At 43.8% G+C, this 19,796-nt stretch carries 7 protein-coding genes; 5 read left to right on the top strand and 2 right to left on the bottom strand.

Annotated features, from left to right (window positions below):
* Positions 1-191: 191 nt before the first annotated feature.
* Complete coding sequence (locus tag ACEN9X_RS28310) at positions 192-1,319, bottom strand: alpha/beta hydrolase-fold protein (protein ID WP_413668329.1); 1,128 nt, start codon at positions 1,317-1,319, stop codon at positions 192-194.
* Between the two features lie 559 nt (positions 1,320-1,878).
* Here ACEN9X_RS28310 and ACEN9X_RS28305 point away from each other — a divergent pair.
* Positions 1,879-6,063, top strand: coding sequence for a two-component regulator propeller domain-containing protein (locus ACEN9X_RS28305; RefSeq protein ID WP_413668328.1), 4,185 nt, complete (start codon positions 1,879-1,881; stop codon positions 6,061-6,063).
* A 217-nt stretch (positions 6,064-6,280) separates the two neighbouring features.
* Here ACEN9X_RS28305 and ACEN9X_RS28300 read toward each other — a convergent pair whose 3' ends face one another.
* The gene (locus tag ACEN9X_RS28300) at positions 6,281-7,174 is read right to left on the bottom strand and encodes a sialate O-acetylesterase (RefSeq protein WP_413668327.1); all 894 of its coding nucleotides are present in this window, start codon (positions 7,172-7,174) and stop codon (positions 6,281-6,283) included.
* A 309-nt stretch (positions 7,175-7,483) separates the two neighbouring features.
* Here ACEN9X_RS28300 and xyl3A point away from each other — a divergent pair, with 309 nt between their 5' ends.
* The 4 genes from xyl3A to ACEN9X_RS28280 all read left to right on the top strand — a co-directional run bounded on the left by xyl3A (position 7,484) and on the right by ACEN9X_RS28280 (position 19,736).
* Positions 7,484-10,078 (top strand): xylan 1,4-beta-xylosidase, encoded by a 2,595-nt coding sequence (gene xyl3A / locus ACEN9X_RS28295; protein WP_413668326.1) that lies wholly within the window; start codon positions 7,484-7,486, stop codon positions 10,076-10,078.
* A gap of 1,202 nt (positions 10,079-11,280) precedes the next feature.
* On the top strand, positions 11,281-14,469 hold the full coding sequence (locus tag ACEN9X_RS28290) for a SusC/RagA family TonB-linked outer membrane protein (protein ID WP_413668325.1): 3,189 nt from the start codon (positions 11,281-11,283) through the stop codon (positions 14,467-14,469).
* Positions 14,470-14,493: 24 nt separating this feature from the next.
* Entirely contained in the window at positions 14,494-16,053 is a 1,560-nt protein-coding gene (locus ACEN9X_RS28285; protein WP_413668324.1) for a RagB/SusD family nutrient uptake outer membrane protein, read from the top strand.
* Positions 16,054-16,160: 107 nt separating this feature from the next.
* Positions 16,161-19,736, top strand: coding sequence for a VCBS repeat-containing protein (locus tag ACEN9X_RS28280; protein ID WP_413668323.1), 3,576 nt, complete (start codon positions 16,161-16,163; stop codon positions 19,734-19,736).
* Positions 19,737-19,796 lie beyond the last annotated feature (60 nt).

Raw genomic sequence — 19,796 nt, 5'->3', positions numbered from 1 at the left:
TGCTCCTTGCTTTTTCGCGCAGTATGTTGTAGAAGATTTCTCTTTCGCGCCAACACTCAGCCGGCCCTCTGCTCTGTCGAAATGACATTTTTCATTATTTGAGAAATGAAATCGGTTCTGTGAATTTATAAAAAAGCCCTGTCAAGAGAGACCGACAGGGCTTTTGTGTTATTTATAGGGGCGATAGAGCTTTATTCTTTAAACAGCAAAGGGGCAAGTTCATAAAGACTTCGGCGCCAGGTAAGAAATTCGTGGGCGGTGTTTTCAGATACAAAAGATACCGCATCATATCCGGCACCCTTTAAGGTAGCTACTGCGTTTTTTACGCTTTCGGGCCGTTCCTTACTGCCGCAGCTTATAAATATTAGTTTAGGTTTTGCCTTGTCTTTAAGTTCGTCCGGGGTATAAATGCCGCCGCTGAGCAGGCCATAATAAGCAAAAAGTTCGGGCTTGTTTAGCGTTATCATATGCGTTTCCATCCCACCCATTGACAACCCTGCCATAGCCCGGTGGGCCTTGTCGGCCTTTGTGCGGAAGCTGGCATCAACGTAGGGGATAAGCTCATCAGTTAATACTGTTTGAAACGGCTCTATCTTAAAGCTTTTTAATGCACCGGGGCCTGGCCTCACATCATTGGTCATGCCGTAAGTCATTACAATGATAAATGGCTCTATTTTGCCGCCTGCAATTAAGTTATCCATAATCAGGTTGGCGTGGCCCTGGTTGCTCCAGGCAGTTTCATCTTCACCCCAGCCGTGCTGCAGGTATAATACCGGGTATTTTTTTGATTTATCTTTTTCATATCCGGGCGGAGTGTAAACGAAAGCCCTGCGTGAAGTATTGGTGCTTTTGGAGGGGAAAAGGATCTGCTGCACATTACCGTGCGGAACATCTTTAAGCGCGTAAAAATCCTGATCGTGAGCGGGTATTTCAATACCGCTTTCCCAGCGCGTAGAACCATAAAAATTTAATGTACCCGGATCGTTAAATACTCCGCCATCAATGGTTAAGTGGTAGTAGTGAAACCCTTCATCCATTGGCCCCTCTGTAGTGCCGGTCCAAAACCCGTCGGCTCCTTTTGTGAGCTTAGTGCCCCCGCGTCCGCCAAGGCCAAGGCTGACTTTGATACTGTCGGATTGCGGGGCTTTGATACGAAAACGAGCGTAGCCCTGCGAGTTCACCTGGGGATACTCTTGCCCCGGCTGATTATAGGTGGATGGTTTAAAATCGTCGGCTATTGAATTTGAAGCCGTTTGTGCCATGCAGAGGCCGGAGGCAAATGTAATGCCCAATAAGGGAAGTAAATGTTTGGCGTTCATGATTGAATATTGAGGTTTATTTATTGCGGATTAGTTGAGTGTCCGGACTGTTTTAAGCAGGTAAAATGTTGTTTTACATGATTAATGATTAAATTGCAATTAATTGTATTTATTACACATATTTTAATTGTTGCTTTGTTTAATTTTTACCCGGTCCGGTTTTCGTTATGAATGAAACATTGATCAGGAATAAAGTCTTTCAAAATAGTTTATAAGGGCGATCCTGCTGTTTGGGGCTGTTTTTTTTATTGTAAAGGTATTTTTATGGCCAAAACAGGGTACGCAGTTTTTAGCATAATTTTACAACGTTTGTCGTTAATAAGTATGTTGACATCATCGCTATAAAATTGTTTATATTCACTTTTGTACAATAATTATTGATATAATTGAACAAGTGTGTTATTTCTTTGAACAAAAGTTTGCCTGTTTCGCCGGCATAAAATGTAAATTTGGATAGTGATGTATTTCAAAAGCATCAGTCAAACCAATTTTAAAACCATAATTCATAAACAATTTTTTCCTGCGGCTTGTCTGCACCGGAAATTGTAACCTGTCACTTATGAAGCATTCTTTACCCAAATTCTGTACGCGTGTAACGATGTATGCCGTGCTGACCGGCTTTGCGCGTATTGTATTGATGCCGGTTGTCTTAACCGTATTCTGTATCCAGGTATATGCACAAAAACCTAATATCAAGTTCACAGCATTAACCACCAAGCAGGGATTAATGGGCAACGCCGTAAACACAATAATAAAGGATGTTAATGGAATGATATGGATAGGCACGTCAGAAAGCTTGAACCGATATGATGGCAAACGCTTTAAAGTTTATCCGCTGGGCATGAAAAGGCAGGTTGAGCCCGGTTCAAACGAAATAAGCAGCATTTGCATTGACCGTACAGGTACATTATGGGTAGGTACTATTGGTTATGGTCTTTATTATTATGATCGGGCGGCGGATGCTTTCAAGAGTTTTACTTCGCCCTTAAAGGGACAGCATTTAAGCCAGGGCGTTATCACTGCTATACGCGCGGATAGCAAGGGCGCTATATGGGTAGGTACCGTGGATGGGCTTGATGTGATTGCTCCGGACCGTGAACATATCGGTCATTTTGAAACGGGTGCAGATAAGCCAGGCCAGATACCGGTTAAAAGTATGGGCTATATTTTTGAGGATAGCTACAACCGGATGTGGGTATGTACCAGTGCGGGCTTGTATTTGTATGATGAAACGCATAGGAGTTTCAAAGCTTTCCGCCATCAAAAAAAAGATCCTGGCAGCTTGCCATCTGATGTAGTAATGACAGTTGGGCAAGATAAGAGAGGGGACGTGTGGGTTGGTACATCAAATGGCTTAAGCCGCTTAACAAAAGATGGTCAACACTTTATTAACTATCGTTATAATGATAAGGACGAACATTCATTGTGCGGCGATATTGTTTACAGCATAGCTGCCGACGACAAAGATCATATTTGGGTAGGTACAGAGGGGGGCCTTAATATCATGGATATTAATACCGGACAATCCGTCCGTTACCGTCATGACCCGCGCGACCCGTACAGCCTTAACAGCAAATCTATCCGGAGTATTTATATCGATCCCGATGGTATTTATTGGGTGGGGACCTATATGGGCGGCATCAATAAATACGACAAGAACCTGACTTTATTTAATTACGTTCAATCAACCGAGTTAGATCCTTTTGGTCTTAGCGCGCCTATCGTATCGTCATTTGCACAAAAAAACGATAATGAACTGTACGTAGGTACTGATGGCGGCGGCCTTAGTATCTTCAATAACAAAACCAACCGTTTCAGTCATATCCCCATAAAGCCCAAAGAGAAAATAAATTCGGCGGGTTTGCCCATCCTGGCTATGTTGCTTGATCATAAACAGCAACTCTGGATAGGAACATTCGGGCACGGGCTTTTTAAACTAAACACAGCGACAAACGCCTATACGCAATTTACCAGTGGCAGCGGAAAACTAAATATCAGTCAAAATAATATTTTCTGTTTTAAGGAAGACCACCTTGGCAACATATGGATTGGAACTAATGGAGCGGGTATTGATATTTTTGATGCTAAGGCAGATACTTTCCGCAGATTTTCGCCGGCTATTTCGCCGGTAAAAGGTTATAAATTTCCCTCAAACGGCTATATCAGGGCTTTTGAAGAGGATAGTGACGGCAATATGTGGATTGGCTCGTACGGCACAGGCATCGCTATTTATAACCCCGGTACAAAAATGTTTGATATTCTTAATCCGGCTAACACCGGCTTGCCAATAGCAGAAGTTTTATCAATAAAAAAGGATGCCGGCGGAAATATGTGGATAGGCACAAACGGCGACGGCCTTTTCCGTTACGATTACCGGCATAAAAAGGTAACCGCCTTTAAATATAATAGCCAATTACCCAACGGCGTGATTTGTAAAATTTTACAGGATAAAACGGGTAATATTTGGTTCAGCACTAATCAGGGCATTGGCCGGATTGATCCGGCAGACCAGAAGCTTTACGTTTATTGTCATGATAATGGCCTTCAAAACAATGTGTTTTTAAACGGATCGGGCATTATTGGTGCAGATGGTACGCTCTATTTCGGTGGTGTGGATGGGTTTAATTATTTTAGAAGCGCTGATGTGAGGCTCAACAAAAAACTGCCGCCGGTGGTGTTAACTACCCTAAGTATAGATAACAAGCGGATCTCGCCCGATCATGACAATCCATTGCCTGTTAACATTAATGGGATGCAGCAAGTCACTATCAAGTATAAGCAGGATTTCTCCATCAACTTTGTTGCGCTTAATTATACGCTTCCGCAACAAAATCGTTATTCGTATATATTAGAGGGATTCAGCAATTCCTGGAAAAATGCAGGTACTTCAACAACTGCCAGCTATACTAATCTTGATCCGGGCGAGTACACCTTCAGGGTAAAAGCTGCCAATAACGACGGAAAATGGAATGATATAGGTACATCGCTTAAAATTATAGTGAAGCCGCCTTTCTGGATGACCATATATGCTTATATATTTTATGTTCTGCTGGCTTTTGGCGTGTTATTACTTATCCGCAGGCAGGGTGTCAAAAAGCTTAAAAGAAAGCTTCACGATGAGCAGGAGCGTAAAGCAGCCGAAGCCCGTCATGAATTGGATGAAATGAAGATTAAGTTTTTAACCAACCTGAGCCACGAATTCCGCACACCGATATCTTTGATAATGGCACCGGTTGATAAACTTCTGGAACAGCCTAATACCGAACCTGTTGCCGAGCAATTAGGCGTTATCAAAAGAAATTCGCGCAGGTTGCTTAATCTCGTCAATCAGCTGCTTGATTTCAGAAAACTTGAAGAGAACGAACTTAAATTGAATTTGGTTGAAGGGGAGTTCATTTCTTTTGTTCGTGAAGTTGCCGATTCGTTTTACGATCTGGCCAGGAGAAAAAAGATTTCAACCGTTTTTAAGACTACCGGAGAAAGGTTATTTGCAAAGTTTGATCATGACAAAGTTGAGCGGATATTATTTAACCTGCTATCCAATGCTTTTAAATTTACTATGCAGGGGGGACAAATTACCGTGGAAGTTACTGCTCCCGTTATTTCGACGGATGGCAGCTCATACCAGCTTAGCATTTCAGTTGCAGATACCGGTACGGGTATATCGGCCGAACAGGTTGGTCATGTTTTTGACAGGTTTTACCAGGCAGATGCCCAGCCGGCTATACTTAACCAGGGCAGCGGGATAGGCTTATCCATTACGCGCGAGCTTGTACAACTGCACGGCGGCCAGATTAGCGTGGAAAGTGAGCCGGGTAAAGGATCAACGTTTTCTTTAACCATTTCACTGCCGGTAATTGATCTATCCGAAACAGCAATAGCCCACCAAAATCAGCCCGAAACGGCATCCAACTTTACCGGCGACGATACGGACAGCAAACCTCAGCCTGAAATTGCTACAGGCATTGACAGGTTGCATGTGCTGATCATTGAAGATAATGATGATATGCGGCATTATCTGGCCGAAAACCTGGGAGCTACTTATAAAGTATCTGAGGCGGTTAATGGCCGGGATGGCTGGCACAAGGCGCTCGCTGTACATCCCGATCTGATAGTCAGCGATATCAGTATGCCTTATATGGATGGGATCCAATTAAGCTGTAAACTCAGGGCCGATAAGCGAACCAGTCATATACCTATTATTCTGTTAACGGCGATGGCAAGCCAAAAGGATCAACTTGCAGGACTGGAGTTGGGTGTGAATGATTACCTTACCAAGCCTTTCAATTTTGATATCCTGAATATCAAGATCAAAAACCTGCTTCATTTAAATAAATCGCTTAAGGAAACTTACCAAAAGAAGATAAAGGTTATTCCTGCGGATATGGATATAGAATCCTCGTCAGAGCGGTTTATCAAAGATGTAGTGATGTATATTGAGAAAAATATGAACAATCCCAAATTCTCTGTCGAAGAGATCAGCCATCACTTTAGCATGAGCAGGGGATCGTTTTATAGCAAGATCACTGAACTCACCGGGGAACCACCTGTTGAATTCATCCGCTCGATAAAACTGGACAAGGCAACTATATTGCTCGAGAAAACCGATCTGACCATTGCCGAGATCGCATATTCTATCGGTTTTTCTACGCCTCATTATTTTACCAAATCATTCAAAGCAAAATATAACATCTTACCATCCGAATACCGGGTGAAAAAAGTAAGCGTTAAAAGCGTTGCTTAGAAACTGCAAGAAAATGAAGAATATCGTTTACAAATAGATAAAATTTCATTGCCGTTGGTTTCAACCAACGGGATAATGGGTAGCGATAGGAGGGCTTCAGCCTAAATCTGCTGTATAATTGGGCTAAAGCCTGGACTTTTCAACTCTTTTACTGTTGGTTAAAACCAACGGTAATGAATGTTTTTAAAACTTCTTGGGGATAAAAGTGAGCACGCTATTATTTGCCGGTGCTCCCGGTTGGTTGTGCCGGTACAGGATCGGCAGTGGATTGGGGCTTGTAACCCAGTAAATTAAGCATTTTTAATCCGTACCTTGTGCCTAAGATCCGGTAGCCTTCGGCTGTGAAGTGTAATTTATCAGGTGCAGCCGGGCACCCGCCCGAATTGATCACGTAGGCATTGGGCATAACATCCGGGAGCTGATCGATAATCTGGTTCATCGCCGCACATTTGCCATCCTGATCTGCGTTAACCAGTTCGCCGGCCAGCAACGGAACTTTCCGGGCTTTCAGATGAAGGTCCTTTACCAGCATGTCATAAATGCCTTTCACTTTCTTCGTCCAAAGCGTGTCATTAGGGTTTGACTCGCCCTGGTGCAGCAAAATCCCTTTGATCACCCCATGCTTTTGTGCCAGTTTAGCCATTTCTACTAAATGGCCGTAAGGATCTCCGCCATATTCATTGATCATGGTTATCATCCAGGAGGGTGCGGTCGCAACATAGCTTTTATAGGTCTCTTTCTGGAACAGATCAATTTTACAACCTGCTACTGATACATTTACTATGCCAACTGTTATATCATGGGGCAGGGTGGCTATTAAAGTGCGACCGAAGTAGTCGGCCGGTGTAAGGCCGGTGTTGCAGCGTGCCAAAGGAGGTACGGCAGTATACCAGTTGCCTTTGGTTCGTTTAAGATTAGGGCAGTCAACCGTTTCCAATACTTGTAAGCGCGGGTCAACAACGGTATCCTGTGGTTGGATACGGGCGTTACCTTCCATATTCGACTGGCCGAAGCACAAAAAGATGTAAAACTTTTTGTTTTGGGCTGATGCAGTGCCGGTAAATAATGAAATTATAACGAACAGGGTGAAAAAAAAGGCTCTTGTATTCATTGTATGTTTTGAGGGTTTTATATCGGGCAAATAGCCCGGCAGCTACTCAATAAAAGTACCTGAACAACCAAATATGCTATTACAACAATTGTTGAAAGTACTATAACAGTTGTTGACGCCGGCTTATGGCTTTGATAGCGTTTATAACCTACCGAAAGCCTGGTAACCCACAAATAACGCTTTAAAAACGCTTATATGGTTCCAACAGTCGTAAACCAATGTGTTAAGCTTTTCAACATGCGTGTCATATAAAGTTTATGTCGCTCAATACTTTTGACTGAGCGAAGCTGACTAACTACAAACTATTATATGAACCTTAAAAAAAGTTTACTGATAAGCACATTACTTTTTTATACTATTTGCGCAAATGCGCAGAAAATGCCTTATCAAAACCCAAAGCTACCATCGGAGGCGAGAGCGAAGGACCTGGTGAAGAGGCTTACCCTGAAAGAAAAAGTAGGCTTGATGAAAGATGTTTCTGATGCAGTACCCCGCCTTGGCATCAAAAAGTTTAACTGGTGGAGCGAAGCACTGCATGGCTATGCCAACCAGGGGCCGGTAACGGTGTTCCCGGAACCAATCGGTATGGCGGCATCGTTTGACGATGAGGCGCTATTTCATGTTTTTGATGCCGTATCTGACGAAGCGCGGGCTAAAAATAATGATTACAAAAAGCATGGCGAGAGCCAGCGTTTTCATGACCTGTCGGTTTGGACGCCCAATGTCAACATCTTTCGTGATCCGCGCTGGGGACGCGGCCAGGAAACTTACGGTGAAGACCCTTACCTTACTTCGCGCATGGGTGTTTCAGTTGTGAAGGGATTGCAGGGGCCGGCAGATGCCCGGTACCGTAAATTATTGGCTTGTGCAAAGCATTATGCAGTGCACTCGGGGCCGGAATGGAGCCGGCACGAACTAAATATTAATAATGTTAGCGCACGCGATTTATGGGAAACATATCTGCCGGCCTTCAAATCGCTTGTTACCGAAGCCGATGTGAGGGAAGTGATGTGTGCCTATCAGCGCCTTGATGATGAGCCTTGCTGTGGTAACAGCAGGCTGCTTGGCCAGATATTAAGACAGGACTGGGGCTTTAAATACCTTGTTGTATCTGATTGCGGGGCCATTACCGACTTTTACCGTACCCATAAATCTTCATCGGATGCAGCGCACGCATCGGCTAAGGCTGTGTTGTCCGGCACAGATGTGGAGTGCGTAGGCTACGCCTTTGACAAGATCCCGGATGCCGTTGCCCGCGGTTTAATCAGGGAAAAAGACATCGATGCCAGCGTGGTGCGGTTAATGACCCAGCGCTTTGAACTGGGCGAGATGGATAAGGACGAATTAGTTCCCTGGACAAAGATCCCGCTTTCTGTAGTTAATTCGCCTGCGCATCAGAAACTGGCCCTTGACATGGCGCGGGAGACAATGACGCTGCTTCAAAACAAAAATAACATCCTGCCTTTAAACAAAAATCTACAGAAAGTAGCCATTATTGGCCCTAATGCCGATGATTCGCCAATGCTTTGGGGTAACTATAACGGTACGCCGGCAAGTACCATCAATATATTGGAAGGGATCAGATCGAAATTAAGTCCCGGCCAGATCATTTATGACAAGGCCTGCGACCTGACGGACGATAAGGTTACCGAAACCGGTATTGCCGAAAGCAGTATAGACGGCCAGCCCGGCATAAAGGCCACTTACTGGAATAACCGCAACATGGAGGGCAGCCCGGTTATAACCACCCGGGTAACAGGGCCAATGTCGCTTACTACCTTTGGTGCGCACCAGTTTGCGCAGGGTGTTAATACCGAAGATTTTTCTGCACGGTACGAAACCGTTTATAAGCCATCTGCTACAGGCGATATTGTTTTTAAACTGGAATGCACCGGCAGTGGCGAACTCCTGGTTGACGGGAAGAGTGTATTGCGTAACGGCAGCTGGCGTTTGCTGCCCGGACGTTATGTGCTGCAGGCAGAAGCCGGGAAAAGCTATAAAATAGAATTACGTTATAAACAACTTAACAACTGGGCGGCAAACCTGTTCTTCAACTTTGGCAAGGAAGTGCCTATAAGTTACGACGCCTTAGTTAGCAAAGTTAAAGATGCGGATGTGGTGATCTTCGCGGGTGGTATCTCACCGCGTCTGGAAGGCGAAGAAATGCCTATTCAACTGCCCGGTTTTAAAGGTGGTGACCGTACCGACATCGAATTGCCGGCTGTGCAGCGCAACTGCCTGGCAGCGCTTAAAAATGCAGGTAAAAAGGTGGTTTTCATAAACTGTTCGGGATCGGCAGTAGGCCTGGTGCCGGAAACCGGGAACTGTGAGGCCATTTTACAAGCATGGTATGGGGGAGAAGCAGGTGGGCAGGCAGTTGCCGATGTGTTATTTGGTGATTATAACCCGGCCGGTCACCTCCCGGTTACATTTTATAAAAGTATTAACCAGTTACCCGACTTTAGCGATTATCAAATGAAAGGTCGTACCTACCGCTTTATGGAGCAGGAGCCTTTATTTCCATTTGGTTTTGGTTTAAGTTACACCAATTTTCAGATAGGCGACGCAGCGCTGAATAAAAGTATCATTACTGCTAACCAATCTATACAATTGTCGGTGCCGGTAAACAATACGGGCAAGCGTGACGGTACAGAAATAATTCAGGTATATGTTCATAAAACAGGTGATGAAGAAGGGCCTGTTAAAACCTTACGTGCGTTTAAGCGCATAACTGTACCTGCCGGGAAAACAACACTGGCGGCTATTAATTTGCCGCCAAAGACATTTGAATTCTTTGATCAGGCAACTGGTATGGTAAAAGTGTCACCGGGCCAATATGAGGTGCTTTATGGCACCAGCTCGGATAAGAACGACCTAAAGACAGTTAAGGTAACCATTAAATGATATTATAAATAATATCGAGGCGCATCAATCTGATAAACCAAATGCATCGTTACATATTGTTTAAGGGATATTAAGCATAAATAATAAACAAGAATAAATTACCTCTCCTTATTACTTTTCTTTCTTTAAAATTGGTTGTAAGGACAGCGCGAGGCTGTCCTTATTTGTTTTCTATAAGCGCAAAACACAGCTTAGAAAATGAAATTAATCCTTTGCAGCCCTTACAAAGAGACGACATAAAGCAACGCTTAACAACACCATCTATTTAAATGAAGTTGCCGGCAGTCGTTGTGCGACAAGTGTGTAAAAAGCTCATTTTACGCACAAGCTAAACTGCCTGATATGGCTAAATATTTGGCATTTCTATCGTTGCAGATCAGTAAAATTTATTGTTTTAACAACACTTAAATATGGTAATTTTTGAGTGTCCTGCAATCGATTGTTATTAATTGTGTTTTCCCTCCAAATTCATAAATCATTACAAGTTTTTGATAAGGAAAACCCACTTGTATTTGGCTTTTTTTATTTTTTAATTACATGTAAATCAGCTTATTGTGATTTGTTTTCAACAAAAGAAACCCGATGCGCCTACTCCATTTTTTTAGTCACGTAACTGCCGGAACCTTGAAAAGCACCCTTGATATGCAAGGTTGGCTTAAACAAATGTTGTAAGATTTAAACAAAAATTGCGCCATTGGCCAAACCTCTAAAGATACTTTTACACTCATTGTTTTGATCAACTGAAGGTTATTACAAAGGTACTGCCAACAAAACGGTGTACCGGCATACCAATTATAAACTGTGTAATAAAAAGCGGGTCATTGTGGCATCTGTTGTTTTCGCTTAATGCGAAATAATCGGCTTACGGTTTTGTAAGGATTATCGGCAGTGTCAATTTGAATGCCGATAGCCAAAGTGATGCGTTTGGGATCGATGATGTTAAATAATATCAAACCTAAATATTAATTATTAAACACTTAAAACGAAAATTATGGAAAGACAAAAACACATTTTCAATTCCGGCTTAAGCCCGGGTCTGCTTCAGGCAACTTGCATATCATCTTTTAATTCCGGTAACGGTGTCTAAAAGTGAGTCAGAGCGATTTTAAGGCATTTGCTATATAAACGATACGGAAAACGTTGGGCACAAATTTGAAGTACCGCCTTTTTCTATCGAAATAAAAATTTTAAACCTTAACAACATGAAGTATTCTTTACAAAAAATTTATAATAAAAGGTGGCGTTACGCTACGCTCATCCTAACCGGGTGCACGTTAGCAATGCCGTCGGTGTCAATTGCACGTACCGGCAGTTTGGCAGGTTCATTAAATGGTATTACTATTAATGAAAATGGTGCTTTAAAAATGAAGCCCGCGTTTAACGTTTCGGGCAAAGTTACCGATGATGATGGTCAACCCCTGCCTGGCGTAGCAGTTTCCATCAAAGGCACAACCCAAGGCGTAACTACTGACGCCAGCGGCAACTTTAAAATAGCAGTGCCCGGCAATTCAGCTGTGCTCGTGTTTAAGTTAATTGGTTTTACCCAGCAGGAGATCTCGGTTACCAACAGTACTGAACTGAAGGTGCAAATGAAAAAAGATACCAAAAACCTGGAAGAGGTAGTTGTGGTGGGTTACGGATCACAAAAACGTGCTAAAGTTACAGGAGCGGTGTCATCAGTTAGCGGTAAAACCCTGGCTTCTTTACCTGTAGGTGGTATTGAAGCGTTACAGGGGCGTATAGCAGGTTTAACCGTGACCAGTAATGGCGGCCCGGGAACCGGGGCTATTATTTCATTGCGGGGTATCAGCTCCGTGAATTTTGGATCTGATCCTTTATATATAGTAGATGGATATCCGGGTAGCCTCACAGGCGTTGATATTAAGGATATTCAAAGTATCGACGTGTTGAAAGATGCGAGTGCTGCGGCGATCTACGGTTCGCGGGGTACAAATGGTGTTATCATCGTCACTACAAAAAAAGGTAACAACAACAGCCGTACTGAAGTAACTATCGACTCCTATTATGGCTTACAAAACGTCATCAAAAAATATGACCTGCTTAACACCCAGCAGTACCTGCAATATGAGCGCGCCCTTAATGGTGCAGCCGGCATAGCCTTACCGCCGCGCCTGCAGTCAGACAACTTTAACAAGCCAATTTATGCAGGCAGTTCGCAAACCTTTGCTCAAACCAATACTAACTGGCAGGACGCTTATTTCAGGAGCAATGCGCCAATACAGCAACACAATGTGGCGGTAAGCGGCGGCAATGCCGTAACCCGGTTTTACACTTCCGCAAACTACTTCGACCAGCAGGGTATTGCCCAGGGTTTAAGTGCCTACCACAAGGCATTTCGCGTAAATGCCGATCATACGATCAGTAAATTCCTGTCATTTGGTGAGACCTTTAACGCCATTATCAATCATCAGCGTTACGGCGTTGATGCGGGTAACCGTACTGCTATCACCAATGTGGTAAGGATGCAGCCGTACCTACCAATCTACAACCCTAATAATGCAGGCGGATTTATGGGGCCATTAAACAGTTTCGACGGTTCGGACCCAACCAATCCTATTGAAGCAGCTAAGCTGATTGATAACACCAATCATGGTTACACTATTCATGGCAACGCTTACGCTACCCTGAAATTTACCCCATGGCTTAACTTTAAATCAATTTATGGTATTGATTACAATTCTAATCTGAACAACACGTATACACCTATTTATAATGATGGTGGTACTTCTCAATCGCCAACAGCGGTTATTAATTACGGCAGGAGCACAAGCACAACCCAGCTCTACTCTCAACAGCTTACCTTCGATAAAACCTTCGGCCCGCACCACGTTAACGCCGTTTTAGTTTACGAGGCCCAAAGCTCGCGCGGCGATAACCAGGTATCTTCAGGTAACCAAAACACCAACACGGTAAGAACGCTAAATGGCGCAACTAATCTTTACACAAATTACACTTATGGCACAAACCTCCTCATTTCGGAGGTTGCCCGTGTAGGCTATGACTTTGAAGGTAAATATTTGATTTCCGGCTCTATCCGTCGGGATGGCTTGTCTGTATTTGCACCGGGACACAAACATGAAAGCTTCCCCGCGGCATCGTTAGGCTGGAAGGTAGACCAGGAAAATTTCATGAAAGGAAGCAAATCTATTTCTTCATTAAAACTAAGGGCCGGCTATGGTGTAACAGGTATCAATGGTACTGTACTGGGTAACTATCCTTACCTGCAGCCTATTTCGTCTAACATTGCTACTTATCCGTTCAACGGTTCTTTGGCCGATCTTGGAAACGCCTCGTTTTATAGTGGCTTAAGCAACCTTGACCTGTCATGGGAAACAACCAAGCAAACCAATATCGGTTTGGATCTGGGCTTGTTCCAGGATGTGTTTACTTTATCTGCTGAGGTTTATACCAGGAAAACCGATAACCTTTTATTAACCGTACCTACACCGCCAAGTTTTGGTTTTAATGGTGCCGGGACCTTAGCTAACGTTGGATCGATGCGGAACCGTGGTTTTGAAGTTAGTTTAGGTTATCATAAGACACACGGCGAATTTAAATACGATATCACCGGAAACTTTTCCCTTAACAGAAACAAGGTTTTAACGCTTAGTACCGCAAACGCTTCTATTACTGCCGGCGGAGACGCCGATTACGGCGGCGGCGGCCCTATAACCAATACGGTTGTTGGTCAGCCCGTTCAATCGTTTTACGGCTATATTGTTGACGGGATTTTCCAAAATGCTGCCGAAGTTACCAATTCAGCTAAACAAACAGGTGCAGCTCCGGGTGACCTAAAATTCAGGGATGTGAACCATGATGGTGTAATCAACGATGCCGACCGTACTTTCCTGGGCAGTTATCTGCCAAAATTCACCTATTCGTTAAACTACAGCGCTTCGTATAAAAATTTCGACGCGATAGTCTTTTTCCAGGGTGTGTATGGTAACAAAATCTTCAATGCCGAAAGGATCATCCTTGAAGGTATGCCAAGACTTTTCAACGCCGGTACCAATGTGTTAAAGGCATGGACACCTACAAATACCAGTACAAATATTCCGCGCGCCATTTCCGGCGACCCGAACAGCAACGTACGGCCTTCAACCAGGTGGATTGAAAGCGGCTCATACCTGCGTGTTAAAAACCTGCAGATCGGTTATAACTTTCCTTCTTCATGGTTAAGGTCAAAAACCGATAATGCGCTTAACAGGCTAAGAATCTATGTAGCATCAACCAATTTGTTAACATTCTCTAAATACAAAGGTCTCGATCCCGAAATCGGCTCACGCAATGGTACCCTCACAAATGGTATTGATTACGGCCAGTATCCGCAGCCAAGAACAGTTCAGTTGGGTTTACAGGCAACCTTTTAACGATTAATTTAAAAAGTTACAACGATGAAAATTAAGAAAATATACCTGTGGTCGGCCCTTACAGCAATTACAGTAACGGCAACGGTTAATTCCTGCAAAAAAGGCTCTCTCAACACCAACGACCCTAATAACGTAACAACCAACCAATATTATAAAACCAGCGATCAGCTAACTAAAGGCGTAAACGCCATTTATGTTTCCATCCATTCGCTGGGGTTGGTATCACGAGAATGGTTTTTTATTCACGACCTCAGAAGTGACGATGTGGCAAGCGGCGGCGGACAGCTTGAGGCCCCCAGGGGACAGATCCTTAACGGTACCGGCGACCCTACAAACCCGGTGATAAGTTCTGTTTGGAATACCTGGTACACCACTATTTTCAGGGCGAATGTGGTTATTGCAAATGGCCCCAACGTAACGGATAACACGGCATTGCGTGACCGTTTAGTTGGAGAGGCTAAATTTTTACGCGCCTGGGCTTATTTTGACCTGGTTTCGCAATGGGGGGGAGTGCCGCTTTATACTGCGGCGGTTAAAACCGCCAGCGATTTTCAGCCCCGCGCAACCGAGTCTGAAGTTTATGCTTTGATTATCAAAGACCTTCAGGATGCCGCGGCTGTTTTGCCCGAAAAGTCCGGTACTGATAAAGGACGCGCAACCGCCTCGGCGGCTAATGCCATGTTGGGCCGTGTACTCATGCAAAACGGCGACTATGCGGGTGCAAAGGCAGCTCTTTTAAAAATCCCTACAACCGGAGTAAACGGTTACACGCTTACCGGCAGATACCTTGATAATTTTGAAGAGGAAACTGAATTTAATAGTGAATCCATCTTTGAAATTGTATTTGTTGACAAAGGCGACAGCGGCTTTAACTGGGGCGGCGACAGCCCTACAGAGGCCCAATCAACCGTACGCAACCAGGAATACAATCCTATCGCCTGGAGAAACCTCATCCCTTCAAATAAGTTGATTAACGAGTTTGAGAACACCGCTACCGGAGCTGCAAAATCTGACCCCCGTTTTCATTACACCTGTTATCAAACAGGCGACACTTACAACAAAGGCGCATCAGTACTTACAGACGGCGACCAGAACGGTAATTCTTCTGTGATGAACGGAGTTACCAAGAAGATCAGTTTCCGCAAATTCATGATCATTTACAAAGAAGGTTTGCCGGCAGCAAGTTTTCACCCGGGAGGCAATAACCAGCGCATTATCCGTTATGCAGAGGTTTTATTGATGCTGGCCGAATGCGAAAACGAGCTTGGCAATACTGCTGCCGCGGTCAATTATCTTAACATGATACGTGCACGTGCAGATGTTGCTATGCCGCCTTACCCAACCGCTCAATATCCGGTTGGCTCAAAGGCCGATGTTGTGAAAGCCATCATGCACGAAAAAATGGTGGAAATGGGCGATGAAGAAACAAGAAATATTGATATCCTTCGCTGGAGGAAAAAGCAATACTTTACCACCGATCCGCTTCCGTATTTCAAACAGGGAAGGGATGAATTATTACCAATTCCTCAGGCTGAGCTGGATAATAACCCTAAGGTAAACGGGCATCAAAATCCTGGTTATTAATAGCTATCTTGCTTATACAAAAAGGTTAAAAATACCAATTTCCGGACTTGCTAAAAGAGATAGGCTGTGCATAACAGCCTATCTTTTCCATATAAACCAATTTATAAATGAAGAAATTTTACCCGGTTTTATTACTTGTTACGGTTGTTTTTCTTTCATGCGCTAAAAAGAAGAAAACGCTGTTCGAATTGATACCGTCATCGCACTCCGGCGTCACCTTCAATAATTTGATTACCGAAAACGACTCTATCAACCCGATTGATAATGCCAACGTTTATAACGGCGGCGGCGTAGGTATTGGCGATTTCAATAACGATGGCTTGCAGGATATTTACTTTTCGGGTAACACGGTATCAAACAGGCTGTACCTGAACCGCGGCAACTTCAAATTTGATGATATCACCGATAAGGCCGGTGTAAATGGTTTGGGAAAATGGGGCAGAGGGGTTGCTGTTATTGATATTAATAATGATGGCTTGCCGGATATTTATGTATGCAATTCGCTGTTGCAGGATAGTGTTAAAAGGCAAAACCTGCTTTACATTAATCAGGGCCCCGATAAGGAGGGGATACCGCACTTTAAAGAAGAAGGAAAAGAATACGGCCTCGATATTCATGCCTACTCTACCATGGCCGCTTTTTTTGATTACAATAATGATGGCAGGCTTGATATGTACCTCACCGTTAACCGGCCGGGGGATGGCTATTACGCAAACCAGTTTCGCCCTATAATTACGGATGGCAGCGGTAAAAGCACCGGAAGGTTATATGAAAACAAATGGGACGATAAACTTAAGCACCCGGTTTTTATCGATGTTTCAAAAAAAGCCGGCATCTCTATTGAAGGTTATGGACATGCTGCAACCATTGTGGATATAAACAGAGACGGATGGAAGGATATTTACGTTACCAACGATTTTATATCACCCAATATCCTCTACATTAATAATGGCGACGGTACTTTCACCAACAGATCAAAAGAATACTTTAAGCATACTTCAATGAATGCAATGGGGCAGGACATTGAAGATTTGAACAACGATGGCCTGGCCGATGTGTTTGAACTGGATATGTCGCCACCGGATAATTACCGGAAAAAAATGATGTCGATGCCGGAAAGCTACCAGTCGTATGAAATGTTTAATCATTATGCTTATCAATACCAATATGCCCGTAACACCCTGCAGGTAAACCAGGGGCCTGCATTAGGACAGAATGATTCTATTAAAGGCCCGATATTCAGTGAAACCGGATTTTTGAGTGGGATAACCGAAACCGATTGGAGCTGGACGCCAATGATAACGGATTTCAATAATGATGGCTATCGCGACATCGTTGTAACCAACGGGTTTCCGAAGGATGTTACCGATCATGACTTTATCGTTTTCAGGAACAACCCTTATGCTACAGCCTCAAAAAAGGCCGTTATAGATCAGATCCCAACGGTCAAAATCCATAATTATGCCTTTCAAAATAATGGAGATTTAAACTTTAGTGATATCTCAAGCCAATGGGGACTTGATTTACCCACATTTTCAAATGGCGCTGCCTATGCAGACCTGGACAATGACGGCGCGATGGATATGGTGATCAATAACATCAACGATGAGGCGCTCATTTATAAAAATAATAACCGGGCGTTGACGCCCAAACCATCAAATTACCTGCAGGTTAAATTGAGTGGCGACCGCTTTAACAGGGATGGTATAGGTGCATGGGTAGATATCTATTACGCTGGCGGGCAACATCAGGTATACGAAAATAATCCTTATCGCGGATACTTGTCGTCCATTCAAAACCTCGCACATTTTGGCCTCGGAAAATATAATGTTTTAGATTCGGTAGTGATCAGATGGCCGAACAATTATAAACAGGTTTTAAAAAATGTAAAGGCCAATCAAACACTTAAAGTGAGTGTCAGTAACGCAAGTCAGCCTTATAACTGGGTAGTACCACATAAAAATACCGGAGCCCTGTTTACAGAAATTACGGGCTCTGCAGGTATTAATTACCGGCACCAGGAAGGTGACTTCCCGGATTTTACTATTCAAAAACTATTACCTCATAAACTATCTGCATATGCTCCGGCCCTTGCAGCCGGAGATCTTGATGGTAACGGACTCGATGATATTGCTATTGGCGGTAATAAGAAATTTCCTGCCCAGGCTTTCCTGCAGCAGGCTAATGGTAAGTTTCTTCAGCGAAACTTAATAGATGATAAGCCTGACAGTACAAATTATAAAGATGAAAGTTTATTATTATTTGATGCCGATGGCGATGGAAAGCCGGACCTGTATATTGCAAGCGGCGGATATGAAAGCGCCCCCGGTTCTAAAAACTATGCAGACCGGATTTATCTGAATGATGGCCAGGGACATTTCAGGGAACAAAAGGGAGCCTTACCCGGTAATTTAACAAGTAAGCTATGTGTCAGAGCATTTGACTATAACAGGGATGGTAAGCTGGATTTACTGGTAACCGGTCGCGTTGATCCCTGGCATTATCCCAACCCGGTATCCAGTTTTATTTTACGGAATGACAGCAAGCCCGGGAAACTGCAATTTACCGATGTGACGGCATCAGTTGCCCCCTGTTTGAAAAACCTTGGATTAACCTGCGATGCATTGGTTACTGATTATGATAATGATGGCTGGCCCGACCTTGTTATTGCCGGTGAATGGATGCCCATCACATTTATAAAAAATGTTCAGGGCAAATTCGTTAACTCAACAGCGGGTTCAGGGATCGCTGATAAGATAGGCTGGTGGAATTCTATTGTAGCAGGTGATTTCAGGCATTGCGGCAAGATCGATTACATTGTTGGCAATTTGGGAAAGAATAGCTTTTTTAAAGCCACCGACAAGGAGCCCGTATATATTACAGCCGGCGACTTTGACAAGCGTAAAACTACCGATGCCTTTCCATCGCTCTTCCTTCCGGATACAGATGGCGTGAAACGCGAATTTCCATCTTTTGTTCGTGACGATGCCGTTAAGCAAATGATCAGTCTCCGGAAAAAATTTGTGAACTATCGTTCCTTTGGGCATGCAACATTGCAGGATTTGCTGTCGCCTGAGCAATTGAAAAGCGCGTTGCGGCTAAAGGCTAATACGCTTACGACATGCTACCTCGAAAATTTAGGTAATGGTAAATTTAACATGTACCCCCTGCCAAATTATGCCCAGGTGTCTGCCATTAACGGGATGGTGGTTGATGACTTTGATGGCGACGGTAATTTAGACGTCGCTATTAATGGAAACGATTACGGTACAAATGTGTCGGTAGGCAGGTATGATGCCTTAAACGGGCTGCTTTTAAAAGGAGATGGCAAGGGTGGCTTTAAACCGCTTTCGATATTGCAAAGCGGGATCTGTTTTCCTGGCGACGGGAAAGCCCTGGTAAAACTCAGGGGCAAGGATAACCGGTATTATCTGTCGGCCAGTGAGCACAATGGCAATTTGAAGTTATTAGAGCTTAACACACCGGCAAAAACAATAAAGATTGATCCGCAGGATCTGTATGCTGAGGTATTTGCAAAAGATGGTTCGGTTACCCGGCAGGAGTTTTATTACGGCTCATCTTTTTTATCACAATCGGCAAGGTTCCTGAAAGTAAGCCCCGGTACGCAAAAAGTAAAGATTATTGCCAATAATGGCAAAGCCCGGGAGATCAGGCTGCAGTAATATTTACTGCTACAGATGATACCGTTACATCAGCTGAGAGCTTAAGAAGATGGAGTTCGG

The sequence above is a fragment of the Mucilaginibacter sp. Mucisp86 genome, assembly GCF_047324315.1.
Classification (GTDB): Bacteria; Bacteroidota; Bacteroidia; order Sphingobacteriales; family Sphingobacteriaceae; genus Mucilaginibacter.
This window is presented reverse-complemented; position numbering and strand designations above follow the sequence as displayed.